Genomic DNA, 25,704 nt, shown 5'->3' on the forward strand with positions numbered 1-25,704 from the left:
TGCCCCCTCGTGTCGTGTTCCTACGACGCACGGGCGGGCCGAAACGTTGGGGTTCAGCGGGTTTCCTGGAACGTACGCCGGTACGCCTGCGGAGAGACCCCGATCGCCGCGTGCAGGTGCTGCCGCAGGGACGCGCCCGTCGCGAAGCCGACGCGGCCCGCGATCTGGTCGACCGACAGGTCGCTCGCCTCCAGGAGGTCGCGGGCGCGGGCGACCCGCTGCTGGATCAGCCAGCGGCCGGGGCTGAGGCCCACCTCGTCGTTGAAGCGGCGGGCGAAGGTGCGCAGGCTCATGCCGGCGTGCCGGGCGAGGTCGGTCAGGGCGAGGGGCTCGTCGAGGCGGGTGAGGGCCCAGTCGCGGGTGGCGGCCGTGCTGGTGACCCCGCAGTCCGGCACCGGCTGCTGGATGTACTGGGCCTGGCCGCCGTCGCGGAACGGCGGGACGACGCAGCTGCGGGCGACCTTGTTGGCGAGTTCGCTGCCGTGGTCCGTGCGCACGATGTGCAGGCAGATGTCGACTCCGGAGGCCGCGCCGGCGGAGGTGAGGATCCGGCCGTCCTGGACGAAGAGCACGTCCGGGTCCAGGTCGACCTGCGGATACAGGGCCCGGAAGCGGTCGACGACCTGCCAGTGGGTGGTGGCGCGGCGGCCGTCGAGCAGACCGGCGGCGGCGAGCACGAAGGCGGCCGTGCAGATCGAGACGATCCGTGCGTCCGGCCGGATCCGGGCGAGAGCGTCGGCGATCTCGGTGGGCAGACCGGTGGGGATGCTCGGGGTCGCCATGGAGGCGACCACGACCGTGTCCGCCGTTTCGAGGATCTCGGGGCCGTGCTCCACCGCGACCGAGAAGTCGGCGTTCGTGCGGACCGGGCGGCCGTCGACCGTGCAGGTCAGCACCTCGTAGTGGCCGTCGGCCGCGCCGAGGATCCGGCTGGGGATGCCCAGCTCGAAGGGGTAGACGCCGTCGAGCGCCAGGACCACGACCCGTTCCACATGCTGCATGGCACGATCCTATCGAAGGTTGGCCATCGTGCCATTTCCTTGTCGTGCGGGACCCGGCAGGCTGACTGACCATGAGCACTGTGAACACCATGCGCGTCATCACCCAGCACGCCCTCGGCGGTCCCGAGGTCCTCGAAGTCGCCGAGGTCGAACGCCCCGCGCCGCGCGCCAACGAGATCCTGGTCCGGGTCCGCGCCGCCGGGCTCAACCCCACCGACTGGAAGCACCGGGCCACCGGCGGCTTCCTCGGCGAACCGCCGTTCACCCTCGGCTGGGACGCCTCCGGCGTCGTCGAGGCCGTCGGCGTCGGTGTCGCCCGTTTCGCACCCGGCGACGAGGTCTTCGGGATGCTGTCCTACCCGTGGGGCCACGGCTCGCACGCCGAGTACGTCGCCGCCCCGGCCCGCGCCTTCGTCCACAAGCCGGCCGGGATCGACCACATCCAGGCGGGCGCACTGCCCCTGGTCTCGCTGACCGCGTGGCAGGCGCTGGTGGAGAACGCCCAAGTCCAGCCCGGCCAGCGGGTGTTGATCCACGCGGCGGCCGGCGGGGTCGGGCACGTGGCCGTGCAGATCGCGAAGGCGCGCGGCGCCCACGTGACCGGCACGGCGAGCGCGGCCAAGCACGACTTCCTGCGTGAACTCGGCGTCGACGAGGCGATCGACTACCGGGAGACCGACTTCGCCGAGGCCGTGAAGGACGTCGACGTCGTCCTGGACATGCTCGGCGGCGAGACCGCGCTCAAGTCGCTGCGGGTACTGCGTCCGGGCGGGATCGTGGTCTCCATCGTGCCGATGGGCAAGCCGGACTTCTACGAGGAGGCCGAGCGGCTCGGTGTCCGGGCGGTCCGGATGCTCGTCGACGCCGACCGCGCGGACATGCAGTCGATCGCGGAACTCGTCGAGGCGGGGAAGCTGCGCGCGACGATCGCCGGGACGTTCCCGCTGGCCGATGCCGCCGAGGCACACGCGCTCGGCGCCACCGGCCGCACCGCGGGCAAGCTGGTGCTGACGGTCGACTGAGTCCGAGGGTCAACGCGGGCTGGTCAGAAGGTGAGTACCGGCTTGATGGCCTTGCCCGCGCTCATGTCCCGCACCGCCTGGTCGATGTCCGCGAACGGATATGTGGTGATCAGGCGGTGCAGCGGCAGCCGCCCCTCCTTGACCAGTCGCACCAGGGCCGGGATGAAACTCTGCGTCTCGCTGTCGCCGAGGGTGAGACCCACGATCCGCTTCCCGGGGAGCAACCCGTTGACGTCCAGGGCGACTTCACTGCCGAACGGCGGTGCCCCTACGACGACCAGCGTGCCCCGGGCGGCGAGCGCGTCGGCGCCCTGGCGGAGGACGCCGACGTTGCCGGTCGTCTCGACGATGCCGTCGGCTCCCTGGCCGTCGGTCAGTACCGCGAGGGTCTCGCCGAGGTCGGCCTCGCCCGCGTTGACGGTGTGGGTCGCCCCCAACTCCTTTGCCAGCGACAGGCGTTCGCCGACGCGGTCGACGGCGATGATCCGGGTGGCCGGGGTGAGCGCGGCGGCCATCACCGCGGACAGGCCCACCGCTCCGGCGCCGAGCACCACGATCGTGTCGCCGAGCCGGGGCTTCAAGACGTTCCACACGGCGCCGACGCCGGTCTGAACTCCGCAGCCCAGCGGGGCGATCGACTCCAGCGGCACGTCCGGGTCGACCCTCACCAGGCTGCGCTCGTCGACCAACGCCCGTTCGGCGAACGAGGACTGACCGAAGAAGTGCCCGCCGAGGGGCTCCCCGTCGCGGCTGATGGTGCTGCTGCCGTCGGCGCGGCGACCACCGATGAGGTTCAGCGCCAGCCAGGTCGCACAGTAAGCGGGGTGTCCGCCCTGACAGTTGCGGCAGTCGCCGCAGGACGTGAAGGACAGCACGACATGGTCGCCGGGTACGACACCGGTGACGGCCGAGCCGACCTCCTCGACGACACCGGCGCCCTCGTGACCGAGAACTCCGGGGAGCGGAAAGGGCAGTCCGCCGCTCGCCGCGCCGAGGTCCGTGTGACACAGGCCGGTTGCGACGACCCGGACCAGCGCCTCGTGCGGTCCCGGCTCGGCCAGCTCGACGGCGGTGAGGGTGAAGGGTGCGCCGCCCGACTCGACGACGGCCGCGCGCGTGGTGGTGGACATCGTACGAACTCCTTGGTGGACGTGATCAGTTGAGTTGACGGGCGGGATCAGTCGAGTTGACGGGCGTGGTCAGTCGAGGGAGACGACGACGGACTTGGTCCGGGTGTAGGCGGCGAGGCCCTCGGGGCCGTATTCACGGCCGAAGCCGGAGTCCTTGACGCCGCCGAAGGGGACGTTGGGGTCGAGCATCGCCCAGTCGTTGATCCAGACGATGCCTGCCTGGAGCCGGTCGGCGATGCGGTGGGCGCGGGCGAGGTTGCCGGTCTGGATGCCCGAAGCCAGGCCGTAGGGCGTGGAGTTGGCGAGTTCGACGGCCTCGTCCTCGGTGTCGAAGGGCTGGACGGTGAGGACCGGGCCGAAGATCTCCTCCTGGATCACCCGGGAGTCGTTCGCGAGGTCGGCGATGACGGTGGGCTTGTAGTAGTAGCCGCCGTCCAGGTCGAGGCGTTCGCCGCCGCAGACGATGCGGGCGCCCTCCTTGCGGGCGAGGTCGACGTACTCCTCGACCTTCCGCAGGTGCCTCTCCCCCGCCATCGGTCCGACGACGGTCTCGGGCAGCCGGGGGTCGCCGAGCGGTACGCCGGGGACGGCGTCGGCGAGGATGTTGAGGAGGGTGCTGTAGACGGGGCGCGCGACCAGCAGGCGGGGGCCGCCCATGCAGAACTGGCCGGTGTTGAAGACGAACGCCTTGATGACCGCGCCGACGGCCTTCTCCAGGTCGGCGTCCTCGAAGACGAGGTGGGCCGCGTTGCCGCCGAGTTCCATGGTCACGGGCTTGAGGTTCTCGCCGGCGACGCTCGCGGCGTGCCGGCCGACGGCGGTGGAGCCGGTGAAGGCGATCTTGTCGACGCCCGCGTGCCGCAGCAGGGCCTCGCCGGCGACCGGGCCCGTGCCGGTGACGACGTTGACGACGCCGTCCGGGACGCCGGCCCGCTGGAGCAGTCCGGCCATGTAGAGGGCGCTGAGCGGGGTCTCGTCCGCGGGCTTGTGGACCACGGTGTTGCCGGCCGCGAGGGCGGGGGCGAGTTTCGAACCGGCCAGAATCAGCGGGAAGTTGAAGGGGGTGATCGCGGCGACCACGCCGAGCGGCTCGCGCTTGGTGTAGGCGAGCGCGTTGAGCGGGGTGTCGCGGGTCGAGCCGTCCAGGGAGTGGGCGAGGGCGGCGTAGTGCTCGTAGTCGTTGGCCGCGTTGGTCACGTCGACGGCGTGGCACAGGGTGATGGGTTTGCCTACGTCGAGGCTCTCCAACTGGGCGAGTTCGTCGGCGTTCTCGCGGATCAGTTCGGCGACGCGGTGCAGGATCCGGCCGCGTTCGCGGCCGCTGAGCCCGGACCAGTGGCCGCTGTCGAATGCCTCGCGGGCGGCGCGGACGGCGGCGTCCACGTCGGCGGGGCCCGCCTCCGCGACCGTGGTGACGACCCGGCCCCGGGACGGGTCGACCACCTCGGTGCGCGCTCCGTCTGCGGCCTCGCGCCACCGGCCCCCGACGAACAGGCGGCCGGGTTCGATCTCGAAGGCGGTCATCGCCACTCCTCAGCATCGTTGCCAAGATTTCAACCAACAGGATTCCTGTTGGTTTCTCGTCTGGTCCGCAGTCTCGTTACAGACAGGTTTCCTGTCAATGCTCTAGGGTGAATCCATGGCTGAATCCATGGTCGGCACCCCAGCGACAAAGGCACCCCCGTCCCTGCTGTACATGGTCAAGCAGGTGGAGCTGGTCGTCCGCTCACGCCTGGACGAGCTGGTCAAGCCGTACGGGATCACCGCACTCCAGTACACCGCGCTCACGGTCCTGGAGCGACACGACGGCCTGTCCGCGGCGCAGCTCGCCCGGGACTCCTTCGTCACGGCGCAGTCCATCGCCGACCTCGTGCGCTCCCTGGAGGGGCGCGGGCTGATCCGCCGGGAGCGCAATCCGCGGAATCGCCGCGAGCTGCTGATCCTGCTGACCGAGGAGGGGCGCGAGCTGCTGACGGGGTGCGCCGGGCCGGTGCGGGAGCTGGAGGAGCGGATGGTCGCGCAGCTCACGGCACATCAGGGCGAGCAGTTCCGGCAGGCGCTGTCCAAGGCCTGGCACGCACTGTCGTGAGCCCGGGCGTGCGCCGGTCCGCATCTGCCGCGCACATCACAGAAAGCTCTGGCTAGATTCGAAGACATATGTCAATCGAACATGCTCAAATTCACTCCATCGAGGGTAACTTGCAGGGCGGGGAACGGTTTTGTGCTCAACCCCGCTTCACCGAGGGCCGGTTGGAGGGGATGTGGTCGTGCAGCAGGAACCCGCGCCGCTCACCCGGCATCTGCGTATCCACCAGGACCGTGGGTTCACGGTCCTGGAGTTCCGCGGGGAGATCGACATCGTCGCGGCGATGGAGATCCTCCCGTCCCTGGACCGGGTGACGGGGCGGCCGGGCGCACTGATCGTGATCGACCTCAGGCAGATCGAGTTCTTCGACTGCTCGGGGCTGCGCCTGCTGTACCGGGCCCGGCAGCGAGTGCTGGAGCGGGACGGCAGACTGCGTCTCGTCTGCGTCCACCCGCTGACCCTGCGCATCCTGCGGGTCACCGGCCTGAGCCGGCTGCTGCCGCCGATGCCGACGCTGGACGCGGCCCTGGGGCAGCCCGAGACCACGTCCGGCACGTTGTGATCACACTGGTCATTTGAGGATCTTGGTGACCTGACCGGCCCCCACCGTCCGCCCGCCCTCACGGATCGCGAACTTCAACCCCTCCTCCATGGCGATGGGTTGGATCAGTTCGACATGCATGGTCGTGTTGTCGCCCGGCATGACCATCTCGGTGCCCTTCGGCAGGGTCACCACTCCGGTCACGTCCGTCGTGCGGAAGTAGAACTGCGGGCGGTAGTTGTGGAAGAAGGGCGTGTGCCGGCCGCCCTCGTCCTTGGACAGGATGTAGGCGCGGGCCTCGAACTCCGTGTGCGGGGTGACCGATCCGGGCTTGATGACGACCTGGCCGCGCTCCACGTCCTCGCGCTTGACCCCGCGCAGCAGCAGTCCGACGTTCTCGCCGGCCCGGCCCTCGTCGAGGAGTTTGCGGAACATCTCGATGCCGGTGACGGTCGTCCTGGTCTTCTGCGGGTGGATGCCGATGATCTCCACCTCGTTGTTGACCTTCAGCACCCCGCGCTCGATCCGGCCGGTGACGACCGTGCCGCGCCCGGTGATGGTGAAGACGTCCTCGATCGGCAACAGGAACGGCCGGTCGACGTCCCGTACCGGCTGGGGCACGAACTCGTCGACGGCGGCGAGGAGTTCGAGCACCGAGGCGGTCCACTCGGGGTCACCTTCGAGGGCCTTCAGCGCGGACACCTTGACCACCGGGAGATCGTCGCCGGGGAACTCGTACTCGGTGAGCAGCTCCCGCACCTCCAGCTCGACCAGTTCCAGGATCTCCTCGTCGTCGACCATGTCCGTCTTGTTGAGGGCGACGACGATGTACGGCACGCCGACCTGCCGGGCCAGCAGCACATGTTCCTTGGTCTGCGGCATGGGTCCGTCGGTGGCCGCGACGACCAGGATCGCGCCGTCCATCTGGGCGGCGCCGGTGATCATGTTCTTGATGTAGTCGGCGTGCCCGGGGCAGTCGACGTGCGCGTAGTGCCGGTGTTCGGTCTGGTACTCGACATGGGCGATCGAGATGGTGATGCCGCGCTGCCGTTCCTCGGGCGCCTTGTCGATCTGGTCGAACGGCGTGAAGGGGTTGAGGTCGGGGAACCGGTCGTGCAGCACCTTCGTGATGGCCGCTGTGAGGGTGGTCTTGCCGTGGTCGATGTGACCGATGGTGCCGACGTTCACATGGGGTTTGGTCCGCTCGAACTTCGCCTTCGCCACGGCGAGTCCTCCTGATCACCTCGGTGCTGCCGAGCGTTGCTCCGTCCCCTCATGTCTATTCGTTCGGCGGCGCGTCGAACAGGGCGCTGACGGACTCACCGTTGTGGATGCGGCGTACGGCCTCGGCGAGCGCCGGGGCGATGGAGAGGATGCGCAGCTTCTCGGTGCGCTCCTCCTCGGGCACCGGCACCGTGTTGGTGCAGACGATCTCCAGTACGTCGGGCTGCTCCCCGATCCGCTTCAGCGCGCCCGACGCGAACAGACCGTGCGTGCACGCCACTCGGATCGAGCGCGGCCCCAACTCCCGCAGCCGGTCGAGGAGTTCGAGCACGGTGCTGCCCTTGGCGATCTCGTCGTCCAGGACGATGACGTCCCGGCCGGCGATGTCACCGATCACGGAGCTGATGACGACCCGGTCGTCCGCGTACCGCTGTTTGGCGCCGGCGGCGACCTGCGCGCCGATCAGCCGGGCGAACGCGGCGGCCTCCTTGGCGTTGCCGAGGTCCGGGGAGACGACGGTGGTGCGGGAGAGGTCGTACTGCCGGAAATGCGCGGCCAGTTCACGCAGGGCGTGCAGATGATCGACCGGCACCGAGAAGAACCCGTGTACCTGCGGCGAGTGCAGGGTCATGGCCAGGACGCGGCTCGCGCCCGCCGCCACCATCAGGTCGGCGACCAGCCGTCCGCCCAGGGAGATGCGCGGGGCGTCCTTCTTGTCGGAGCGGGCGTAGGAGTAGTGCGGCATGACGACGGTGATCCGCCCGGCGGAGGCACCGCGGGCCGCGTCGCACATCAGCAGGAGCTCGACGAGGTTCTCCTGAACCGGCTTGACCAGCGGCTGGATCAGGAAGACGTCCCGTTCCCGGCAGTTGGCCTGGAGCTGTACCTCCAGGCAGTCGTTGGCGAACCGGCTGACCCGGGTGGGGCTGAGCGGAACACCGAGATGTGCGCAGACCTCCTTCGCCAACTCGGGGTGGGCGCTCCCGCTGAACACGGCGATGTCTCGCACGATCTGCTCCTCGCATGATCATTCCCGGCCGTGCCTCATGCTACTGACCAGGAAAACCTGTTGCGGACCGCCCAGCGCGGCACGCCATGATGGCCGCGTCCGTGCCCTCTCACGTCAGGAACCCTCGCATGCGCCGACTCCTCGGAATCCACCGCCCTTCCCACTGGACGACGGTTCTTGAGGACTCGACCACGCATGCGCACTCTGAACATCGGAATTCTGGCCCACGTCGACGCCGGTAAGACCAGCCTCACCGAGCGGCTGCTGTTCGACCACGGCGCGATCGACCGGCTCGGCAGCGTCGACGCGGGTGACACCCGTACGGACGACGGCGCGATCGAGCGGCAGCGCGGGATCACCATCCGCTCGGCCGTCGCCGCGTTCACGGCCGGGGACACCCAGATCAACCTGATCGACACCCCGGGCCACTCGGACTTCATCGCGGAGGTCGAGCGCGCCCTGGAGGTGCTCGACGGCGCGGTCCTGCTGCTCTCCGCCGTGGAGGGCGTCCAGGCGCAGACCCGCGTCCTGATGCGGACCCTGCGCCGGCTACGGCTGCCCACGCTCGTCTTCGTCAACAAGATCGACCGGGCGGGCGCCCGCGCCGAGGACCTCCTCGCGGACATCCGCCGCCGGCTGACCCCGCACGTCGTACCGCTGACGGACGTGACGGCCCTCGGCACACCCGCGGCGCGCGTACGCCGCCGCCCACCCGCCGACCCGGACCTGGCCGAGGCTCTCGCCGAGGTCGACCCGGACATCCTCGCGGCCGTCGTCGACGGCCCCCGCCCCACCCCGGACGACCTGCTCAAGTCCCTGGCCACCCGCACCGCCGACGGCTCGATCCACCCCCTCCTCCACGGCTCGGCCCTAGGCGGCCAGGGAATCACCGAACTCGTCGACCGGCTCGTCCGGTTGATCCCGCCCTCGGCCACCGGCTCAGGCACCCCGAGGGGCACGGTGTTCGCCGTACGCCCCGGCCCGGGCCGCGAACGGACGGCGTATCTGCGGCTCTACGACGGTGAGGTGACCCCGCAGCAGCGGCTCACGTTCCGCCGTCACGGGGCGGACGGCCGGACCGTCGAGGTCTCCGGACGCGTCACGCGGCTTCAGGTCATCGGCCGCCCCGGCCCGCTCACAGCCGGGAACATCGGGGCGCTGACCGGCCCGAAGGACATCCGGGTGGGCGACCGTCTCGGCGAACTCACCGAGCGGGCACCGCAGTTCGCGCCGCCGACGCTGGAGACGGTCGTACGGGCGCGGCGGCCCGAGCAGGCGGCGGCGCTGCGCTCGGCGCTGCTCGCGCTGGCCGACCAGGACCCGCTGCTGCACGCGCGGCCGGCCGCGTCCGGGGCGACCGTGCTGCTCCTGTACGGGGAGGTCCAGAAGGAGGTCCTCGCGGCAACTCTGGTGCAGGACTTCGGAATTGAAGCCGACTTCGAGCCGAGCCGAGTGCGGTTCCTGGAACGCCCGGCCGGGACCGGCGAGGCCTGCGACGAGTTTCCGTGGCACGACCACACCCACTACTGGGCGACGATCGGGCTGCGCGTCGAACCGGCGGAGCGCGGTTCCGGCGGGGTCTTCGGCTACGAGACCGAACTCGGCGCACTCCCCCGCGCGTTCCACCAGGCCATCGAGGACACGGTCCACGCGAGCCTGCTCAGCGGGCTGCGGGGCGCGCCCGTGACGGACTACCGGGTCACCCTGACCCGTTCCGGTTACGCCGCCCCGCTCAGCACGGCGGCCGACTTCCGCGGGCTCACCCCGATCGTGCTGCGCCGGGCGCTGGGGCTCGCGCGGACGCGGCTGTACGAGCCGTACGTCACCTTCGAGACGGAGGTCCCGCTGGACGCGCTCGCGCCGGTGACCGCTCATCTCGCGTCCTGCCGTGCCGAGTTCGCGGGGACGACGGGCGGCGTCGGCACCTGGCTGATCACCGGAGAGCTTCCGGCCCGCCAGGTGCGGGACGTGGAACTGGCCCTGCCGGGGCTCACGCACGGGGAGGGGATGTGGTGGTCGCGGCCGTCCGGGGACCGTGAACTGCGGCCGCACTGACGGGTGTTCACCAGCGCGGGGGCGGGAGGCGGACGGCGCGGCCGGGTCACCCGTGGCCAGTGTCACGACACGGAACGGACCGTGCTCCGGAAAGGTCACGGGACGCATGGGGTGACGCGGCCGGGAAATGCTGTCTGCGGCCGGCCCGGACTCCTGGCGGGCCGGAACTGTGACTTTTCACCCCTGTGCGCCCTCCGTGCCCCCGTCAGATGGCTCATTCGACCAACAGGTCGGTCTGACAAGGCATTTGGGGGGCATGCGGATACCGAGGAAGGGAGGGCCGTCCCCATGACGACTTCCATCAGCCGTATACCCCGGCGCATGCCGGGCTGGGCGAAGGTGCTCACCGCCGTCGTCGTTGTGATCGCCGTGCTGTTCGCCGGCCTCCGGCTCGCCGTGCTCCCGGGCCTGCGGGACATCTTCGGCACCGAGACCACCGACCGCTCGGGCCCTGCGCTGCTCAAGTCCATTCAGGACATGAGCCGTTACGACGCGGCCTCCGGCAACTTCCAGGTCGTCGTGGACCTGGAGAAGAACGCCAAGTACCTGCCCGACGCGATCCGCGGCACCCGCACGCTGTACGTCGGCGCGGGCACCGTGGAGGGCTATGTCGATCTCGGCAAGCTCGGGAAGCAGGACGTGACGGTCAACGCCGATCGCACGTCGGCCAGCATCAAGCTGCCGAAGGCGACCCTGGGCAAGCCGGCGCTGGACCCGGACCACTCCTACACGGTCTCCAAGCAGCGGGGCCTGCTGGACCGCCTGGGCGACGTCTTCTCCGACAACCCCAACAGCGAGCAGGCCGTACAGAAACTCGCCTCCAAGCACATCGCCGAGGCGGCGAAGACCAGCGGGCTGACCACGCGTGCCGAGACGAACACCACCAGCATGCTCAAGGGTCTCCTCGGCTCGCTCGGCTTCACCACCGTGAACATCTCGTACAGCGCCTGACCGGGCGCTGCTGAACCATGGAGAGCTGGAGGCCCACCGCATGGCCCGTACCGTCCCGCGCCTGCGCACGACCAAGAAGACGGAGCCCGAGCCGAAGCCGGCCCGGCCCGATCGCGGACGCCACCAACTGCCCCTCCCCGTGCGGCTGCTGTCGATGCTGATCGGGTTCGCCCTCATGGTGGCGTTCGCCGTCGTACTGGCCAAGCTCACGCTGGAGCCGTCCCCCGCGTCCAAGGCCCTCGTGCACACCAATCTGCACCCGGGCCGGTCCCTGAAGGCCTATCTCGACCAGCCGGCCATGCGGGACGCCATCAGGCAGATCGGCGGGAACGTGGTCCTCGGTATCCCCTTCGGCGTGCTGGTGCCCGTGTTCGCGCCACGGGCACGCGGCATCCTGAAGGTGCTGCTGCTGACGGCGGCCGTCATGCTCCTGGTGGAGTTCGCGCAGGGCGCGTTGATCACCGGGCGGGCCTTCGACATCGACGACGTCATCCTCAACACCTCGGGCGCGCTGATCGGCTGGGTCCTGCTCGGGCGCCGGCTGGGCCGGGCGGTGCACGCACGGAAGCCCGTCGTGAAGGCGGCAAGGACACCAAAGGCATCGAAGGCGTCCAAAGCGCCGAAGGCCGCTTCCTGACACTCGACTACCGGTCCGTAACTTTCAACTACTGGTCCGTACCAAGGTATTGACGCTGTCCTTATCTCACTCCTTAAATCAAGAGGCGACGCTTTCACCCCCCACCTCAGTCGGCGTGTCGGTCCCCACGTCCGCCGTACAGAAGGGAATGCCGTGGCCTCCCCACGCATGCTCCGCAGATGTCTCTTCGCCGCCCTGTCCGCCGCACTGGTCGCGTCCGCCGCGATCGGTCCGGCGCGGGCGGCTTCCACGTCGGCCGACCAGGCCGACGCCGTCACGTTCTCCGACACCTTCGACGGGGCCGCAGGTTCGGCGGTCAACTCCTCGAAGTGGACGCAGGAGACCGGCGACAACGTCAACAACCACGAGCGCGAGTACTACACGTCCGGCACCAACAACGCGGCCCTGGACGGCCAGGGCCATCTGGTGATCACGGCCAAGAAGGAGAACCCGGCCAACTACCAGTGCTGGTACGGCACGTGCCAGTACACCTCGGCCCGGATGAACACCTCCGGGAAGTTCAGCGCGCAGTACGGGCATGTCGAGGCCCGGATGAAGATCCCGCGCGGGCAGGGCATGTGGCCCGCGTTCTGGATGCTCGGCACCGACATCGGGTCGGTCGGCTGGCCCAACTCCGGTGAGATCGACGTCATGGAGAACGTCGGCTTCGAGCCCTCCACGATCCACGGCACCATCCACGGCCCCGGCTACTCCGGCTCGGCCGGCATCGGCGCCGCGTACTCGCTCTCCAACGGCCAGGCCTTCGCGGACGCGTTCCACACCTTCGCCGTCGACTGGGCGCCCAACTCCGTCAAGTGGTCGGTCGACGGTGTCGTCTACCAGACCCGCACCCCCGCCGACGTGGGCGGCAACACCTGGGCCTTCAACAAGCCGTTCTTCCTGATCCTCAACCTCGCGGTCGGCGGCTACTGGCCCGGCGACCCCGACAGCTCCACCGCCTTCCCGGCCCAGCTCGTCGTGGACTCGGTCTCGGTGACCACGAGCGACACGGCCACCGGGGTGGCCATCAAGGGCCTGGCCGGCAAGTGCGTCGACGTCAACGGAGCCAGCTCCGCCAACGGGACCGCCGTCCAGCTCTACGACTGCAACGGCAGCGCCGCCCAGCAGTGGACCGTCGGCTCGGACGGCACGATCCGCGCGCTCGGCAAGTGCCTGGACGTGGCCAGTGGCGGCACCGCGGACGGCACCAAGGTCCAGCTCTACGACTGCAACGGCTCCGCCGCCCAGCAGTGGGCCGTCAGCTCGGCGAACGACATCGTCAACCCACAGGCCAACAAATGCCTGGACGTCACCGGCAACAACTCCGCCAACAGCACACCGCTCCAGATCTGGACCTGCTCGGGCGGCGCCAACCAGAAGTGGACCGTCGGCTGAATCCGTAAGGCCTAGTGCGGCAACCAGGTGAACTTGTCCCCGCCGACCCAGCGGACCACGTCCGGGTCGTCCAGGTCGCGGACCGTGATGCCGCACACGGCCGCGACCTGCAGGACGTCCGTGATCCCGGTGGCCTCGGCGACCATCTCCCCGTCGATCTCCACGATGCGGAACGGCGGGGTGCCGGGCTGCACCTTGAGCACCATGATCCGCGGGCTGGAGATGTGCGGGCTGGCGATTTCGGTCATGCAATAGAGCCTAGAACGCATCAGGCGGACGCGAGTGGTCCACGGCCCCCGGCCGGGGACCGCTCGCGGGAGGAGGCTCGATGGATCCCGTGCAGGCACTGGACCGGATCGCCTTCCTGCTGGAACGCTCCCTGGCCCCGACCTACCGCGTCCGGGCCTTCCGTACGGCGGCCAGGGTTCTGACGGCGCTGCCCGAGGGCGAGGTCGCCGAACGCGCGGCGGCCGGGACGCTGGAGTCCCTCAAGGGCATCGGCCCGAAGACCGCGCAGGTGGCCCGCGAGGCCCTGGACGGGCGGGTCCCCGCCTATCTGGAGCAGCTGGAGGCCGAGGCCCCCGCCCCGTCCGGCCCCGGCGGCGAGAAACTGCGGGCGCTGCTGCGCGGCGACTGCCACCTCCACTCCGACTGGTCGGACGGCGGCAGCCCGATCGAGGAGATGGGCCGTACGGCGGCCCGGCTCGGCCACGAGTGGGCGGTCCTGACCGACCACTCCCCCCGGCTGACCGTGGCGCGCGGACTCTCCCCGGAGCGGCTGCGCGAGCAGCTGGACGTGGTGGCGGCGCTGAACGAGACCTGGGCGCCCTTCCGGCTGCTGACCGGCATCGAGTGCGACATCCTCGACGACGGCTCGCTGGACCAGGAACCGGATCTGCTGGAGCGGCTCGACGTCGTCGTGGTCTCCGTGCACTCCAAGCTGCGCGTGGACGCCCGCGCCATGACCCGCCGCATGGTGGCCGCCGTACGGAATCCGCACGCGGACATCCTCGGGCACTGCACCGGGCGGCTGCTGATCGGGCGGAACGGGGGTGCCGCGCGGCCCGAGTCCATCTTCGACGCGGACGAGGTGTTCACCGCGTGTGCCGAGTCGGGCACGGCCGTGGAGATCAACAGCCGTCCGGAGCGGCTGGACCCGCCGAGGCGGCTGTTGCGGAAGGCCGTCGACGCCGGGGTGCTGTTCTCGGTCGACACGGACGCGCACGCGCCCGGGCAGCTCGACTGGCAGATCAACGGCTGTGCGCGGGCGGAGGAGTGCGGGGTGCCCGCCGAACGGGTGGTGACGACCTGGTCGGCGGACGCGCTACTGGACTGGACCAATGGCACGTGATGCACATCACCGGTCGCGGGGGCGTACGCAGGAACACTCGCAGGTAGTTCCCCGTTGAACAGACCGTGGGTGCGGAGGGAACAGTGTCCCCGGGCCTCAACCTCCGCCCACAGGGAAGATCGTTCGGCTGAAGCCCTGTGGAGCCTTTCGCCGCGAGGCGACCGCCTTCCGTGCCCACCACTTTGGCCGCCCCGGCCGTGATTCCCCCGTCGCGGTCGGGGCTTCCCCCTGTCCGGGCTCGGGCGCCCACTTCCCTTCGCTTGACTTCGAGCGCACTTCAATTCGTAGCGTTCCTTTCATGACCACTGCACAGCACAAGATCGGTTCGGGATTCGACGCGAAGAGCACCGTCGACGACGTCCTGGAAGGCCTCGACCTCGGCGGCAAGCTCGCGATCGTCACCGGCGGCTACTCCGGCCTCGGTCTGGAGGCCACCCGCGCGCTCACCAAGGCGGGCGCCCGGGTGGTCGTCCCCGCCCGCCGGCCCGACGTCGCCCGGGAGGCCGTGGCCGGCCTGTCCGGCGTCGAGGTGGACGAGCTGGACCTCGGCGACCTGGAGAGCGTGCGCGGCTTCGCCGAGCGGTTCCTCGCCTCCGGCCGCACCGTCGACTTCATGATCGACAACGCCGGGATCATGGCCTGCCCGGAGACCCGCGTCGGGCCCGGCTGGGAGGCGCAGTTCGCCACCAACCACCTCGGCCACTTCGCCCTCGTCAACCGCCTCTGGCCCGCCATCGAGCCGGGCGGCGCCCGTGTGGTCTCGGTGTCGTCGAGCGCCCACCACTTCTCCGGGATGCGCTGGGACGACGTCCAGTGGAGCCGGGGCTACGACAAGTGGGAGGCGTACGGCCAAGCGAAGACCGCGAACGTCCTGTTCGCCGTCCACCTCGACAAGCTCGCCGCCGACCGGGGCGTCCGCGCCTTCGCCCTCCACCCGGGCGGCATCCTGACGCCGCTGCAACGCCACATCCCCCGGGCGGAGATGGTCGAGCGCGGCTGGGTGGACGAGCAGGGCAACGCGCTCAACCCCGAGGGCTTCAAGACCCCGGAGCAGGGCGCGGCCACCGAGGTGTGGGCGGCGACCTCGCCCCAGCTGGACGGCATGGGCGGTGTCTACCTGGTGGACTGCGACATCGCCGAGCCCGCCGCCGACGACGACGAGGACCGCACCCGCGTCAAGTCCTGGGCGACCGACCCCGAGCAGGCGGCCCGTCTGTGGAAGCTGTCCGCCGATCTAACCGGTGTGGACGCGTTCGCCGGATAGAACCGAGTACAGCCTCACGAGGGGTCGAGGTCCTTCGGCCCGTAGAGGGCGGCGGGCGCGCCGGTCATCAGCGCCCAGTAGCGGTCTCCGTACGACCAATGCCACCACTCCGTCGGGTAGTTGACCAGGCCGGCCGCACCGAGCGCCCCGCCCAGCACGGCGCGGTTGGCCCTGGCCTCGGCGGTGATGTTGCCGGCGCCGGTGTAGCAGGCCCCGTCGCTCTGCTCGGGGTTGGCGTTCATCGGCGTACCCAGGTCGAGTTCGCGGCCGTCGGCGTCGGCGAGGGTCAGGTCGACGGCCGCGCCGGCGGAGTGCGGGGCGATCTCGGGCGGCGACACATAGCGGCTGGCGGCGGACCGGATCCGGTCGGCGGACCAGTCCGGGTTGGCTGCGCGCAGCTCGTCGCCGTAGCCCTCGAAGTAGCGGCGTTGGAGGGCCGGCGGCCGGTATCCCTCGACGAACAGCAGGCGCAGGCCGTCGGGGAGCAGGGCCTCCGCTTCCAGGAGCCGGTCCAACACGCCCTGGCGCAGGTGGAGTTCCGCGCCGCTGTCGTTCTTGCGGTCGTCGACCAGCAGTACGTCGCTCACGTCGACGAGGGGCTCCCCGCACTCGTCGACGGGGATGGCGGCGACCCGGGCGTCGGACATCAGGATGATCTCGCTCATGGGTTGATCATCCCCCAACCGCCCGTCCGCTCAGTGCGGGGCGCGTTCCTCCAGCGCCGTGCGCCAGGCGGGCGGCGGGCCTTCGGGTTCGGGTTCGGCACGGCGGCCGCCGCGGGCGAAGAAGTCGGCGAGGGGGAGGATCGCGGCGCCGACGGTGACCGCGTCGGGGCCGAGGCGGCCCAGCTCGATGGTGACGCGTCCGGCGGGGTGGCGCAGCGCGTAGGCGGTGGCGTGGTGGCGTACGGCGGGCAGGAAGCGGGAGCCGAGCTGGAGTCCGGCCCAGCCTCCGATGAGGATGCGCTCGGGCTGGAAGAGGTTGATCAGGTCGGACAGGCCGGCGCCGAGATATTCGGCGGTCTCCTCCAGGACCGCGAGCGCGACGGGGTCGGCCTCGGTGCCTTCGGGCGGGTAGGCGGCGACCAGCAGCGCGGTCATCGCGGTCTCCTCGTCGGTGCCCTCGGGCGGGCGTCCGCCCTGCTCGCGCCAGCGGTCGAGCAGCGACTCGGCGCCCGCGTACGCCTCCAGACAGCCGAGGGCGCCACAGCGGCAACGGCGGCCGCGGACCCGTACGGTCAGATGCCCCCACTCGACGGCCCGCCCGTGCTCCACCTCGGGAGTGACGAGGCAGGCGCCGACGCCGGAGCCGAAGAGGACGACGATCGCGTTGCGCGCGCCGCGCCCGCCGCCGAACCACATCTCCGCCTGACCGAGGGTCTTGGCGCCGTTGTCGATGAAGTACGGGACGACGTCTGGGAGTTGGGAAGTGGAGCGGAGCAGTTCTTCGAGGGGGACCGCGTCCCAGCCGATCGTCTGACCGTGCACGACGGCGCCGTGGTCCGGGGTGTGCTCGACTATGCCGGGGACGCCGATGCCGACGCCGAGGAGCTGTTCCGGTGCGATGTCGGCGGCGGCGAGGACCTCGGCTATGCCGTCGCGGATGTGGCCGACGATGACCTCGACCTCGTAGCGCTGCTGCTCCAACGGGCGCTCGGCGCGGGCGAGTTCGGTGAGGGTGAGGTCGAACAGCTCGACGCGGACGCGGGTCTCGCCGACGTCGACGCCGATCATGTGGCCGCTGTGCGGGGCGACTTGGAGCAGGGTGCGGGGGCGGCCGCCGTCGGAGTCGACGCTGCCGGCCTCCTCGACCAGACCGTCGGCGACGAGGTCCGCGACGACATTGCTGACCGAGCCGGAGCTGAGCCCGGTCACCGGGCCCAGTTCGAAGCGGCTGAGGGGTCCGTCGAAGTACAGCCGTTGCAGTACGGCCGTGCGGTTGGCCCGCCTGAGGTCGCGTACCGTGCGCCCGTTCCGCCCCGCCATGTGGCTCCCTCCGAACCCTGCACCCTCTTAATTCACGCCCTGAACTAAGGGGCGGTGGAATGCACACTACGTGGTGGAAGCCGTCTCGTCGATCTCCCCCAGGGCGGCGAGGAGCTCGGGGCCGACCTTCTCCCGCCGCCAGCGGTTCTCTTCGTCGCCGAACTCCCGGGGGACCGCCTCGGCGAGCATGATCAGGTAGAGGTAGCTGCGGTAGAGGGCGTAACGGAGGCTGGCCGACCGGTCGAACTCGGCCCGCCCGCCTTCCTCCCGGTAGCCCGCGAGGAACGCCTCGTCCTTCCTGATGTCCCCGAGCAGCGCCAGGGAGACGAAGTCGGCCAGCGGGTCGCCCCAGAACATGCGCTCGCCGTCGATGAGGCCGCCGATACGGGGCGTTCCGGTCGTGCGGTCGACCAGGATGTTGCCCTGCCACAGGTCGAAGTGGACGGCGCAGGGGACGGTGACCTCGCCCAGGGCGCTGTACGCCGACCGGGCCGTGCGGGCGATGTCGGCGGCGGGGAGCGGCAGCCAGGCCCCGTAGCGGCGGGTGTCGTCGAGGACGGCGTCGTAGAGCGTGGTGAACGCGGTGCGCCAGTCGGGGACGAGGGGGCCGAGGGCGCCGGAGGGGTAGCCGAAGCCGGGGCCGGTGATCTCGTGCAGGCGAGCGAGCTGTCGTCCCAACTCCGTGCGCAGGGCGGTGACTTCGGGGTCCGTCAGGGTGTCGTCCCAGGGGTCGCCGGGGCAGAGCGTCATCAGGAGGGTGTCGCCGTCGAGGACCACGACGCGCGGCGCCGCCACCCCTGCCTTGGCGGCGGCGCCGTAGAAGTCGGCCTCGGAGATGAGGAGTTGGCGCTCGTGTGCCAGGCCGGGGGCGGTGGGCGCGGTCTTGAGGACGTAGCGAGTACCGTCGGTGAGGGTGAGTTCCTCGACGGTGTTGTAGGTGCCGCCGCCGAGGGGGCGGAGGTGGGCGAGGTCGCCGGGCGGGATGCCCGCCGCACGGAGTACCTCTCGGGCTCGCTCCGAGGAGTCCGTCACCGTGCGCCCACCTCTCCCTCTCGGTCAGCCGGCGGCGTACACGTCCTCTACGTAACGCCCGTCCGCCATCAGTGTGTTGAGCCACCGCTCGGCGGCCTCGTCGTCGGCGCCGGGCGTGCGGTCCCGGTACAGGGTACGGAACGCCTCCCGCACGCCCGGCGCCATCCGCGAGCCGTCGCCGCAGACGAACACCCGGGCGCCAGCGTCGAGCAGGGCCCACACCTCGTCGGCTCGGCGACGACGCGGTGCTGGACGAAGGTCACCTCGCCCTCCGGCGCGGCGCTGAAGGCGGGGCGGAGGGAGACGGCTCCGGCGTTCTCAGCGGCGCGGAGTTCGTCGGCGTGGAGATAGTCGACGTCGGGTGCGTCACAGCCGAAGTAGCCCAGGGCCGGGGCGAGTTCGGCACCGGCGGCGAGGACAGCCGTACGGTCGGCGACGGAAGGCCTCGCGACACGGCTGGACGCGGGCGTAGATCGTGTCGCCCGGTGCAATCGCCGTACCAACACGGTCCGTGACGACGCATCAGCTCCATGATCCGCTGCATCGGGGTACGACCGGGACCGGTCGCGGTGATGTCGACGACGGGCGCGGTGGGGGGTATGGCGCGACAACTGCCTTTCGCAGTACGGAAGTACTGCGTTCCAGCGTGCTCGCCCCACCTCGGCGGACCGCGCCGCGCGACTACATGATCGTGTAGCGAAAACCACGGATGGCGTCTTGCGCGGACGGCACGGTCCGGCTGACTGAGTGCGCGTACTCATGCGCACCCCGCGACCGCCCCGGCAGGGTGGGCCCATGACTCAGGCACTGCCCGAACGTCCTCCTCTGCGCAGCAGACGGCCGTGGTCCAGTAGGACATCCACCGCTTCGGACGTCGTCGCCGCCATTTTCCTGTTCATCAGCGAAGCCGTCGTCCTGGCATGGATCATTTTCAGCTACGGCATGGAAGGTTGGGCCGCGCAGGGGGACCCGGACGAGCTCGACACCGCGGCGCTCGCGGAAATCGCCCGGATGGAGATATTCCTCTACGTCGTGCTCGCTCTGACAGTTCTCGCAGCGCTGTCGCGCGCACCGTGGACGCTGGTGTCGCACCTCCTCTTCGCCCTGCTCCTGGGCGCGCTGCTCACGGGCTCACAGCAGGACTACGACCGCGCTCATCCAGACCCCACGCCCACCCCGACCGTCCACTACACGCCGTGTCTCAGCGGCAGTGGGAAGTGTCACTGAGCCGCATGATGATGTAGAGCGCAAGGACGTGGCAGGAGGTACGGGTGGACTGGACCCGCAGGGAGGGCGTGGTGTGGCGCAACCGTGCCCTCATGCTCTTCGACCGGGTGGCGGTGCCGGTCGCGGTGTGAGACGTGTACGGCTCGGTGCAGGTCGCCAATCCCGCGATGGCGGCGGAGTGCGGTACGAGCCGGGGCGGCTGCGGCACCGGTCGCGCTACCAGGTGGCGGTACGGTGGCGGGCCCCCAACGGCACCGATCGCCATGGGGAGTTGACGGCCGACCCGGTCAGCGACACGGTCGAGGAGACACCCGCGCTGCTGGTGATGCTCCGCGTGCGGGGCCAGGGCGGACCCGGCGACGGCAGCCCCGACGAGCCCCCCCCCCGCAGGGCACCCCGATCGAGGCCCGCGTCCTGGCGCTGCTCGCCGGCGGCGCCACCACCGCCCGCGCGGCCCGCGAGACTGGCCTCACGACGGACGGCGTGACCTATCATCTACGGCGCCTGTCGGCCCGGTGGGACGCCGCGAACCGGACCGAACTGGTCGCCTGCGCCTACGCACTTGGGGTGCTGACGCCGGGGGTGTGGCCGCCGGTGCCTGTAACGGACGCCGACGAACGGCAGGCCGTCCCCGCTCCCTCCGGCGCACCGAAGCGGGCGAGGGTGTGCCACACCATCTTCAGGTCCTGGAGTTCGTAGCGACCGGTGCGGGCCGCGTCGCCGATGACCCTCGGGTCGATGACACCGCGCTCGGCGATGAGGGCACCTAGATCGGCGTACTCCTGACCCCGGTAGTCCGCGTGATGGTGCAGCTCCCGCACGGTGAGCCGGTATCCGGGGTGCCATTCGACGGGGCACGGCAGGCGCCGGGCGGCGGTCTCGACCGGGGTGCCTCGATAGCTCGCGTCCAGGACGAGGGCCTCCATGTCCCGGGCGAGGACGACACCGCCGTGCACCTGTGTCTCGATGTAGTCGTTCAGGGCGTCCTGTTCGTCTTCGTCGGCCTCGGCGAGCGCGATCAGGTTCATGCCGGAGGCGACGCCGAAGTCGGTCGGTTCGGCCGCGCTGTCCGGGTAGCAGAAGGTCGCGCGGGCGAGGGTCGAACCGCTCAGCCGGAAGTGCGAGGAGCCGAACCGCGGGGCGGCGCCGACCACTTGGCGCCGGAAGTTCAGCGCGCCGTACACCGGTCGCTCGGGTGCGGGCGCCTCGTCGTACGCACCGGCGAAGATCCGGCTCTCCCAGCGCCAACGGTCCCCGCCTGGGCGGGCGGTGAGGCCGCCGTTGCTGGTGCCGGTGACGAACTGCGAGTGATACGTGCCGTCTTGGGCCAGCGCGTCGAGGATGGGGCGGCCGGTCGCTGTCGCCGTACGGTCGGGGTGGAAGTTGAGCGTGATGCGGAGGCGCGGGTCGACGGGCGGACCCGAGGAGCCCTCGGCCACGTGCCGCAGTGCCCGTTCCTGCCGCGCACCAACGCCCCCGAAATCCATTGGCTCCTCCACCGCTCGCGTCACTACCCTGGACCAAAACCTAGACCCCCTAGGTTTCGGAAACAGGCACCACCCCAGCAGACATCGCCCCCACGGGCACCGCTTCAGGAGACTCTCCCATGAGATCACTCACCGAGCAGGACATCCGCAACTCGTTCATCAACTGCTCGAAGGGCGAGGCCAAGCGGCTCACGATCCCCCGCGATCTCGACACCCGCCCCTGGGCCGACCTGGACTTCCTGGGCTGGCGAGATCCCGGGGCACCCGACCGCAGCTACCTCGTCGCCGAGCGCTCGGACGACCTGATCGGCGTCACGCTCCGCTTCCCGTCCGCGCGGCGCGGCTTTCTGCACCGGAGCATGTGTTCGCTGTGCGTGACGACCCATCCGGGCGGCGGCGTCTCCCTGATGACCGCGCGCAAGGCAGGCCCGGCGGGCCGCGAGGGCAACTCGGTCGGCCTGTACATGTGCACCGACCTCGCCTGCTCCCTCTATGTGCGCGGCAGGAAGATCCCAGAGTCGGGCATCCGCATCGAGGAGAGCCTCACCGTGGAGCAGCAGATCGACCGGACGGTGGGCAATCTGACCGCGTTCCTGGACAAGCTGTACGTCTGACGTCAGCCCCGCCGCCCGCCCGGGATCACTCCTGCCCTACGGCGATCACGATCTTCCCCCGGTTGTCCCGCCGCTCCAGCCGCTCATGGGCGGCCCGCGCCTCGGCGAGCGGTACGACGGTCTCGATCGGCACCCGGTAGGTGCCCGCGGCCACCCGCTCCGCGAGTTCCCGCAGGTCCCCTCGGGGATCGTAACCGCCGTGGATCTGGAGGTTGGTGAGCTGGAAGCCGAGGATCGACGCGTTCTTCGGGTAGAAGTCGCGGGTGTCGACAGTGCTCGGCTCCAGGGCGACATTGGCGAGGGCGACGACCCGGCCGCCGTGCCCGATCTCGCGCAGGCTGCGCCCGAACGCCGGGCCTCCGACGGTGTCGAGGATGACGTCCGCGCCCCGCCCGCCGGTGAGCCGCAGCACCTCGTCGACCTCCGCGTCGTCGGGGCAGGAGGACGTGTCGAGGGTGGCGTGGGCGCCGAACTCCTCTGCCCAGGCTGCCTTTTCGGGTGATCCGGCGAGAGCGATGACCCGGGCGCCGGTCTCGGCCGCGATCTGTACGGCCGCGCTGCCGACCCCGCTCGCGGCGGCCTTCACGACCACCGTGTCCTCCTTGGTGACGCGGGCGAGGTGCCGCAGGCAGTACCAGGCCGACAGCCAGGCGACGGGCAGCGCGGCCGCGTGCGCGAGGTCGATTCCGTCGGGCAGGGCGGCGACCCGGGTGGCAGGGACGGCCGCCAACTCGGCATAGAAACCCGGAGAGTTGACGCCGTCGAGAGCCACGACCCGCTGCCCGACCGTGAAGCCGGTGACGCCCTCCCCCAGTGCGGCGACCGTCCCGGCTCCCTCCACTCCGGGGATCAGCGGCGGCTTCCCGGCCCGGTGGTAGTTCCCGGACCTGATCAGGGCGTCCGCTCGGTTCACGCCCGCCGCGGCGACCCGCACCAGGACCTGCCCGGGACCCGCGACCGGGTCGGGCACCTCGACCGGTACCAGCACCTCGGGCCCGCCGAACTCGTCGATCCGTACCGCACGCATACCGCACCTGCTCCCTGTCACGGCCACCGAACTCGGGCCGATCCGACGGACACCAGTTGAACTGGTGTCACCATGCGACACCGGACGAACCGGTGTCAAGGCGCGTCCGGTGCCGTCGGTCGCTACCAGCCACCCCTTGCGTACACCGCATGAACCGGTGTACGCGAGGTAAGCTCGCCGTCATGACCCTCCCGCTCACCTTCCCGTTCATCGGCGGACGCCCGTGCCTGAACTTCGTGGCGACCCTCGGCAAGCGGCACGGCACGCCCGTGGAGCGGCTTCCCGACCCGGCGGCCCTGGCCGGCTGGATCACGGAGGCGGAGCTGTCGGTGGGTGCCGAGCCGGTGCGGGTCACGGCCCGGGAGCTGGCGGACGCCCGCACCCTGCGCGAGGCGCTCTACCGTGTCGTACGGGACGCGATGGCCGGTCGGGAACCGGCGGCGGCCGATGTCGAGCGGGTCAACGAGGCCGCCGCGCGGCCGGATCTCGCGCCCCAACTGGGCGACCAGCGCTGGAAGTCGGCGCATCCGGCGCGCGCGGCGCTGGCGACGGTGGCCCGGGACGGCGTGCTGCTGGTGGGCAGTTCGCTGCTGGAGCGGGTGAAGGAGTGCGAGAACCCGGAGTGTTCGCTGCTGTTCCTCGACGACTCCCAGGCCCGCCGCCGCCGTTGGTGCTCGATGGACCGCTGCGGCAACCTCGCGAAGATCGCGGGCTATCGATCGCGCAGTCGGGCCGCCGTGACCGAGTGAAGTCGCACCATGCGGTGGTCCTGCGTATCGGGGTGGGGATTCCCTCAGGAACCGGCGGGTGTCCAGTGCGGGTCACAGCCGAGGAAGGCGAGGAGTGATTCGGCCCTGTCGTACGCGTCCGTCACCGCCAGCGCGGGCGCGAACACCTGGTAGGAGTCCTGGAGTTGGTCGGCAAGCCGGTCCGCGGCCGGCCAGATGCCCTCGGCCAGGTCCGCGCCCAGCGGCCGGTTCCGGCCGGTGGCCGCCGCGATGTCCCAGGCGTGCACGGCCGCGTCCATGGCGGCCGTGGCCGCGGCGAGCGGGAGGGGCAGCGGGCCCAACGGCGTCGGCACCTGGTCGGCGCCGGCGAGCAGGTGCGCATAGCCGTCCGCCACCGCGCGGAGCACCTTGTCGAGTTCGGTGACCTGGTCCCCGTCCAGGACCTGCCGTACCGTCCACTCGGTGCACGGCGTCGGTGCCGACCAAGCCGCCTCGGGCGCGGCGGCGACCACCTCGCGCAGATAGTCGTGCGAGCGGGTCAGTACCTCGATGCCCTGGATGTTCGTCATGAACGTTCCCCTCCCCGTCACTCTGTCCGGTGCCGACAGTCCAGGACGGCTTGCGGACAGTTACTGTCCTCAAGAGAAACGTTCGGCGCATCTGGTGAGAGGGAATAGGCCAAGGATGCGAGATGTCCGGGAGTGGTCGGCGCCACTGGTGCGGTTCGTGGGGCGGCACCGGGACCCGGTGGCCGTCCAGACGCTGCGGTCGGCGGCCGCGGCGACGGTCGCGTACGTCGTCGCACTGCGCCTGAGCCCCGAGCCCGCCCCGCTGACCGCTCCACTGACCGCACTCCTCGTCGTCCAGGTCACGCTCTACGCCACCCTCACCAACGGCATCCGCCGCGTGAACGCCGTGGTCGCGGGCGTCCTCGTCGCCATCGCCTTCAGCCTGCTGGTCGGTCTGACCTGGTGGAGCCTGGCCCTGCTGATCGTGGCCGCGCTGGTGGTGGGGCGGCTGGTGCGGGTCGACGAGTACGTGCCCGAAGTGGCGATCAGCGCGATGCTGGTCCTCGGGGTCACCACGGTCGGGAACACGGCCTGGGCGCGGGTGGTGGAGACACTCATCGGCGCGGTCGTCGGACTCGGCTGCAATCTGCTGCTGGCTCCCCCGGTGTGGGTGGACGAGGCCGGCGAGTCGATCGAGGGGCTGGCCCGTCGGCTGCGGCGGCTGATGCGGCGCATGGGCGAGGAGGCGGCGGGCCGCACACCCGTCGACCACGCCACCGCCCGGCTGCACGAGGCGCGCCGGCTCGACCACGACATCGTCGAGGTGGACGCGGCCCTGCGGCAGGCCGAGGACAGCCTGCGGCTCAATCCGCGCGTACGGGAGGGGCTGCTGCACCGGGTCGTGCTGCGGACCGGCCTGGACACCCTGGAGATCTGCACGGTCGTGCTCCGTGTCCTCGCGCGCACCTTCACCGACCTCGCGAAACAACGCGACCCCGAGCCGCTGTTCGCACCGCCGACGGGCGCCGCCGTAGAACAGTTGCTGTCCGAGATCGGTGACGCCGTGGTCAGTTTCGCGGTGCTGGTGACCACCGATGTGACGGTGAGCGCCGAGTCCGCGGAGTCACGGCTCACCGCCGAGCTGCACACGGCCGCCGCGACCCGCGACAAGCTGGCCCAGCTGCTCCTGGAGGAGGTCCAGCGCGACGCGGCCCAGTGGCAGCTGCTGGGTGCCATGCTGACCGAGGTCAACCGCATGCTGGACGAGCTGGACACCGAGCACCGCTCGCGCCGGCTCCTTGAGGAACTCGACCGATGCGCCGCTGAACAGCGGGAACGCCTGCCGTGGCTGACCTGGCTGCGCGAGCGGGTGGGCGTGCCGGATCGGCTGCGCAGGAACCGGGGAGAGGGCGCCGATCGTTCTAGGTGA

Annotated in this window: 25 protein-coding genes and 2 pseudogenes; 14 read left to right on the forward strand and 13 right to left on the reverse strand. The window is 70.7% G+C overall.

What is annotated here, in order from left to right:
* Nucleotides 1-53: 53 nt before the first annotated feature.
* Nucleotides 54-1,001, reverse strand: a complete 948-nt coding sequence (locus AC31A1_RS01455; protein WP_489651401.1) for a GlxA family transcriptional regulator — start codon at nucleotides 999-1,001, stop codon at nucleotides 54-56.
* 71 nt (nucleotides 1,002-1,072) lie between these two features.
* Here AC31A1_RS01455 and AC31A1_RS01460 point away from each other — a divergent pair, with 71 nt between their 5' ends.
* Nucleotides 1,073-2,023: an NADP-dependent oxidoreductase gene (locus AC31A1_RS01460; RefSeq protein ID WP_489651402.1), complete on the forward strand. Its 951-nt coding sequence runs from the start codon at nucleotides 1,073-1,075 to the stop codon at nucleotides 2,021-2,023.
* Nucleotides 2,024-2,046: 23 nt separating this feature from the next.
* Here the strand turns inward: AC31A1_RS01460 and AC31A1_RS01465 are convergent, their stop codons facing one another.
* Both AC31A1_RS01465 and AC31A1_RS01470 read right to left on the reverse strand, forming a co-directional pair.
* On the reverse strand, nucleotides 2,047-3,153 hold the full coding sequence (locus tag AC31A1_RS01465; RefSeq protein ID WP_489651403.1) for an NAD(P)-dependent alcohol dehydrogenase: 1,107 nt from the start codon (nucleotides 3,151-3,153) through the stop codon (nucleotides 2,047-2,049).
* A 69-nt stretch (nucleotides 3,154-3,222) separates the two neighbouring features.
* Entirely contained in the window at nucleotides 3,223-4,677 is a 1,455-nt protein-coding gene (locus tag AC31A1_RS01470; protein WP_489651404.1) for an aldehyde dehydrogenase family protein, read from the reverse strand.
* A 127-nt stretch (nucleotides 4,678-4,804) separates the two neighbouring features.
* Between AC31A1_RS01470 and AC31A1_RS01475 the strand changes: the two genes are divergently transcribed.
* Entirely contained in the window at nucleotides 4,805-5,242 is a 438-nt protein-coding gene (locus AC31A1_RS01475; protein WP_489651446.1) for a MarR family winged helix-turn-helix transcriptional regulator, read from the forward strand.
* Between the two features lie 178 nt (nucleotides 5,243-5,420).
* Nucleotides 5,421-5,801 (forward strand): anti-sigma factor antagonist, encoded by a 381-nt coding sequence (locus AC31A1_RS01480; protein WP_489651405.1) that lies wholly within the window; start codon nucleotides 5,421-5,423, stop codon nucleotides 5,799-5,801.
* A gap of 9 nt (nucleotides 5,802-5,810) precedes the next feature.
* Here the strand turns inward: AC31A1_RS01480 and tuf are convergent, their stop codons facing one another.
* Both tuf and AC31A1_RS01490 read right to left on the reverse strand, forming a co-directional pair.
* The gene (gene tuf, locus AC31A1_RS01485; protein ID WP_489651406.1) at nucleotides 5,811-7,004 is read right to left on the reverse strand and encodes an elongation factor Tu; all 1,194 of its coding nucleotides are present in this window, start codon (nucleotides 7,002-7,004) and stop codon (nucleotides 5,811-5,813) included.
* A 55-nt stretch (nucleotides 7,005-7,059) separates the two neighbouring features.
* Entirely contained in the window at nucleotides 7,060-8,013 is a 954-nt protein-coding gene (locus AC31A1_RS01490) for a ribose-phosphate diphosphokinase (protein ID WP_489651407.1), read from the reverse strand.
* 195 nt (nucleotides 8,014-8,208) lie between these two features.
* Here AC31A1_RS01490 and otr(A) point away from each other — a divergent pair, with 195 nt between their 5' ends.
* The 4 genes from otr(A) to AC31A1_RS01510 all read left to right on the forward strand — a co-directional run bounded on the left by otr(A) (nucleotide 8,209) and on the right by AC31A1_RS01510 (nucleotide 13,051).
* On the forward strand, nucleotides 8,209-10,068 hold the full coding sequence (otr(A), locus tag AC31A1_RS01495) for a tetracycline resistance ribosomal protection protein Otr(A) (RefSeq protein WP_489651408.1): 1,860 nt from the start codon (nucleotides 8,209-8,211) through the stop codon (nucleotides 10,066-10,068).
* A 288-nt stretch (nucleotides 10,069-10,356) separates the two neighbouring features.
* On the forward strand, nucleotides 10,357-11,019 hold the full coding sequence (locus AC31A1_RS01500) for a DUF4230 domain-containing protein (protein ID WP_399389971.1): 663 nt from the start codon (nucleotides 10,357-10,359) through the stop codon (nucleotides 11,017-11,019).
* A 40-nt stretch (nucleotides 11,020-11,059) separates the two neighbouring features.
* Nucleotides 11,060-11,656 carry a VanZ family protein gene (locus tag AC31A1_RS01505; protein WP_489651409.1) on the forward strand — a complete coding sequence of 199 codons (597 nt, stop codon included), beginning with the start codon at nucleotides 11,060-11,062 and terminating at the stop codon, nucleotides 11,654-11,656.
* 153 nt (nucleotides 11,657-11,809) lie between these two features.
* A complete protein-coding gene (locus AC31A1_RS01510; RefSeq protein ID WP_393756339.1) occupies nucleotides 11,810-13,051 on the forward strand; it encodes a ricin-type beta-trefoil lectin domain protein in 1,242 nt (413 codons plus the stop codon).
* Between the two features lie 11 nt (nucleotides 13,052-13,062).
* Here the strand turns inward: AC31A1_RS01510 and AC31A1_RS01515 are convergent, their stop codons facing one another.
* The gene (locus tag AC31A1_RS01515; RefSeq protein WP_393756337.1) at nucleotides 13,063-13,299 is read right to left on the reverse strand and encodes a hypothetical protein; all 237 of its coding nucleotides are present in this window, start codon (nucleotides 13,297-13,299) and stop codon (nucleotides 13,063-13,065) included.
* Between the two features lie 80 nt (nucleotides 13,300-13,379).
* Between AC31A1_RS01515 and AC31A1_RS01520 the strand changes: the two genes are divergently transcribed.
* Together AC31A1_RS01520 and AC31A1_RS01525 are read left to right on the forward strand one after the other, a co-directional pair.
* Nucleotides 13,380-14,402 carry a PHP domain-containing protein gene (locus tag AC31A1_RS01520; RefSeq protein ID WP_489651410.1) on the forward strand — a complete coding sequence of 341 codons (1,023 nt, stop codon included), beginning with the start codon at nucleotides 13,380-13,382 and terminating at the stop codon, nucleotides 14,400-14,402.
* Between the two features lie 298 nt (nucleotides 14,403-14,700).
* On the forward strand, nucleotides 14,701-15,666 hold the full coding sequence (locus AC31A1_RS01525) for an SDR family NAD(P)-dependent oxidoreductase (RefSeq protein WP_489651411.1): 966 nt from the start codon (nucleotides 14,701-14,703) through the stop codon (nucleotides 15,664-15,666).
* 14 nt (nucleotides 15,667-15,680) lie between these two features.
* Here the strand turns inward: AC31A1_RS01525 and AC31A1_RS01530 are convergent, their stop codons facing one another.
* The 4 genes and pseudogenes from AC31A1_RS01530 to AC31A1_RS01545 form a co-directional block, all read right to left on the reverse strand.
* Complete coding sequence (locus AC31A1_RS01530) at nucleotides 15,681-16,331, reverse strand: M15 family metallopeptidase (protein ID WP_489651412.1); 651 nt, start codon at nucleotides 16,329-16,331, stop codon at nucleotides 15,681-15,683.
* A gap of 30 nt (nucleotides 16,332-16,361) precedes the next feature.
* Entirely contained in the window at nucleotides 16,362-17,651 is a 1,290-nt protein-coding gene (locus tag AC31A1_RS01535) for an ROK family protein (protein WP_489651413.1), read from the reverse strand.
* A gap of 66 nt (nucleotides 17,652-17,717) precedes the next feature.
* The gene (locus AC31A1_RS01540; protein WP_489651414.1) at nucleotides 17,718-18,683 is read right to left on the reverse strand and encodes a phosphotransferase family protein; all 966 of its coding nucleotides are present in this window, start codon (nucleotides 18,681-18,683) and stop codon (nucleotides 17,718-17,720) included.
* 24 nt (nucleotides 18,684-18,707) lie between these two features.
* Nucleotides 18,708-19,175: pseudogene (locus tag AC31A1_RS01545) on the reverse strand (ferredoxin reductase domain-containing protein); the annotation flags it as partial.
* A gap of 303 nt (nucleotides 19,176-19,478) precedes the next feature.
* Here AC31A1_RS01545 and AC31A1_RS01550 point away from each other — a divergent pair.
* Together AC31A1_RS01550 and AC31A1_RS01555 are read left to right on the forward strand one after the other, a co-directional pair.
* Nucleotides 19,479-19,910: a DUF6234 family protein gene (locus AC31A1_RS01550; protein WP_489651415.1), complete on the forward strand. Its 432-nt coding sequence runs from the start codon at nucleotides 19,479-19,481 to the stop codon at nucleotides 19,908-19,910.
* Nucleotides 19,911-20,002: 92 nt separating this feature from the next.
* Nucleotides 20,003-20,525: pseudogene (locus AC31A1_RS01555) on the forward strand (helix-turn-helix transcriptional regulator); the annotation flags it as partial.
* Here AC31A1_RS01555 and AC31A1_RS01560 read toward each other — a convergent pair.
* The gene (locus AC31A1_RS01560; RefSeq protein ID WP_489651416.1) at nucleotides 20,465-21,397 is read right to left on the reverse strand and encodes a DUF3626 domain-containing protein; all 933 of its coding nucleotides are present in this window, start codon (nucleotides 21,395-21,397) and stop codon (nucleotides 20,465-20,467) included. The pseudogene AC31A1_RS01555 and the gene AC31A1_RS01560 sit on opposite strands and share 61 nt — an antisense overlap.
* Before the next feature lie 119 nt (nucleotides 21,398-21,516).
* Here AC31A1_RS01560 and AC31A1_RS01565 point away from each other — a divergent pair, with 119 nt between their 5' ends.
* Nucleotides 21,517-22,011 carry an FBP domain-containing protein gene (locus tag AC31A1_RS01565; protein WP_489651417.1) on the forward strand — a complete coding sequence of 165 codons (495 nt, stop codon included), beginning with the start codon at nucleotides 21,517-21,519 and terminating at the stop codon, nucleotides 22,009-22,011.
* Between the two features lie 25 nt (nucleotides 22,012-22,036).
* Here the strand turns inward: AC31A1_RS01565 and AC31A1_RS01570 are convergent, their stop codons facing one another.
* A complete protein-coding gene (locus tag AC31A1_RS01570) occupies nucleotides 22,037-23,038 on the reverse strand; it encodes a quinone oxidoreductase family protein (protein WP_489651418.1) in 1,002 nt (333 codons plus the stop codon).
* Between the two features lie 182 nt (nucleotides 23,039-23,220).
* Here AC31A1_RS01570 and AC31A1_RS01575 point away from each other — a divergent pair, with 182 nt between their 5' ends.
* Nucleotides 23,221-23,787, forward strand: coding sequence for a CGNR zinc finger domain-containing protein (locus AC31A1_RS01575; RefSeq protein ID WP_489651419.1), 567 nt, complete (start codon nucleotides 23,221-23,223; stop codon nucleotides 23,785-23,787).
* 44 nt (nucleotides 23,788-23,831) lie between these two features.
* Here AC31A1_RS01575 and AC31A1_RS01580 read toward each other — a convergent pair whose 3' ends face one another.
* The gene (locus AC31A1_RS01580) at nucleotides 23,832-24,335 is read right to left on the reverse strand and encodes a maleylpyruvate isomerase N-terminal domain-containing protein (RefSeq protein WP_489651420.1); all 504 of its coding nucleotides are present in this window, start codon (nucleotides 24,333-24,335) and stop codon (nucleotides 23,832-23,834) included.
* 115 nt (nucleotides 24,336-24,450) lie between these two features.
* On the opposite strand from AC31A1_RS01580, the gene AC31A1_RS01585 reads away from it, so the two are divergent.
* On the forward strand, nucleotides 24,451-25,704 hold the full coding sequence (locus AC31A1_RS01585; RefSeq protein ID WP_489651421.1) for an FUSC family protein: 1,254 nt from the start codon (nucleotides 24,451-24,453) through the stop codon (nucleotides 25,702-25,704).

The organism is Streptomyces sp. P5F9 (assembly GCF_057961495.1).

Coding starts and splice junctions, on each gene's coding strand:
- AC31A1_RS01565 (WP_489651417.1), top strand. CDS start 21,517: ATGAGATCACTCACCGAGCAGGACATCCGCAACTCGTTCATCAACTGC.
- AC31A1_RS01535 (WP_489651413.1), bottom strand. CDS start 17,651: ATGGCGGGGCGGAACGGGCGCACGGTACGCGACCTCAGGCGGGCCAAC.
- AC31A1_RS01500 (WP_399389971.1), top strand. CDS start 10,357: ATGACGACTTCCATCAGCCGTATACCCCGGCGCATGCCGGGCTGGGCG.
- AC31A1_RS01455 (WP_489651401.1), bottom strand. CDS start 1,001: ATGCAGCATGTGGAACGGGTCGTGGTCCTGGCGCTCGACGGCGTCTAC.
- AC31A1_RS01465 (WP_489651403.1), bottom strand. CDS start 3,153: ATGTCCACCACCACGCGCGCGGCCGTCGTCGAGTCGGGCGGCGCACCC.
- AC31A1_RS01575 (WP_489651419.1), top strand. CDS start 23,221: ATGACCCTCCCGCTCACCTTCCCGTTCATCGGCGGACGCCCGTGCCTG.
- AC31A1_RS01550 (WP_489651415.1), top strand. CDS start 19,479: ATGACTCAGGCACTGCCCGAACGTCCTCCTCTGCGCAGCAGACGGCCG.
- AC31A1_RS01560 (WP_489651416.1), bottom strand. CDS start 21,397: ATGGATTTCGGGGGCGTTGGTGCGCGGCAGGAACGGGCACTGCGGCAC.
- AC31A1_RS01580 (WP_489651420.1), bottom strand. CDS start 24,335: ATGACGAACATCCAGGGCATCGAGGTACTGACCCGCTCGCACGACTAT.
- AC31A1_RS01585 (WP_489651421.1), top strand. CDS start 24,451: ATGCGAGATGTCCGGGAGTGGTCGGCGCCACTGGTGCGGTTCGTGGGG.
- AC31A1_RS01530 (WP_489651412.1), bottom strand. CDS start 16,331: ATGAGCGAGATCATCCTGATGTCCGACGCCCGGGTCGCCGCCATCCCC.
- AC31A1_RS01470 (WP_489651404.1), bottom strand. CDS start 4,677: ATGACCGCCTTCGAGATCGAACCCGGCCGCCTGTTCGTCGGGGGCCGG.
- AC31A1_RS01515 (WP_393756337.1), bottom strand. CDS start 13,299: ATGACCGAAATCGCCAGCCCGCACATCTCCAGCCCGCGGATCATGGTG.
- AC31A1_RS01505 (WP_489651409.1), top strand. CDS start 11,060: ATGGCCCGTACCGTCCCGCGCCTGCGCACGACCAAGAAGACGGAGCCC.
- AC31A1_RS01475 (WP_489651446.1), top strand. CDS start 4,805: ATGGTCGGCACCCCAGCGACAAAGGCACCCCCGTCCCTGCTGTACATG.
- AC31A1_RS01570 (WP_489651418.1), bottom strand. CDS start 23,038: ATGCGTGCGGTACGGATCGACGAGTTCGGCGGGCCCGAGGTGCTGGTA.
- AC31A1_RS01460 (WP_489651402.1), top strand. CDS start 1,073: ATGAGCACTGTGAACACCATGCGCGTCATCACCCAGCACGCCCTCGGC.
- AC31A1_RS01520 (WP_489651410.1), top strand. CDS start 13,380: ATGGATCCCGTGCAGGCACTGGACCGGATCGCCTTCCTGCTGGAACGC.
- AC31A1_RS01525 (WP_489651411.1), top strand. CDS start 14,701: ATGACCACTGCACAGCACAAGATCGGTTCGGGATTCGACGCGAAGAGC.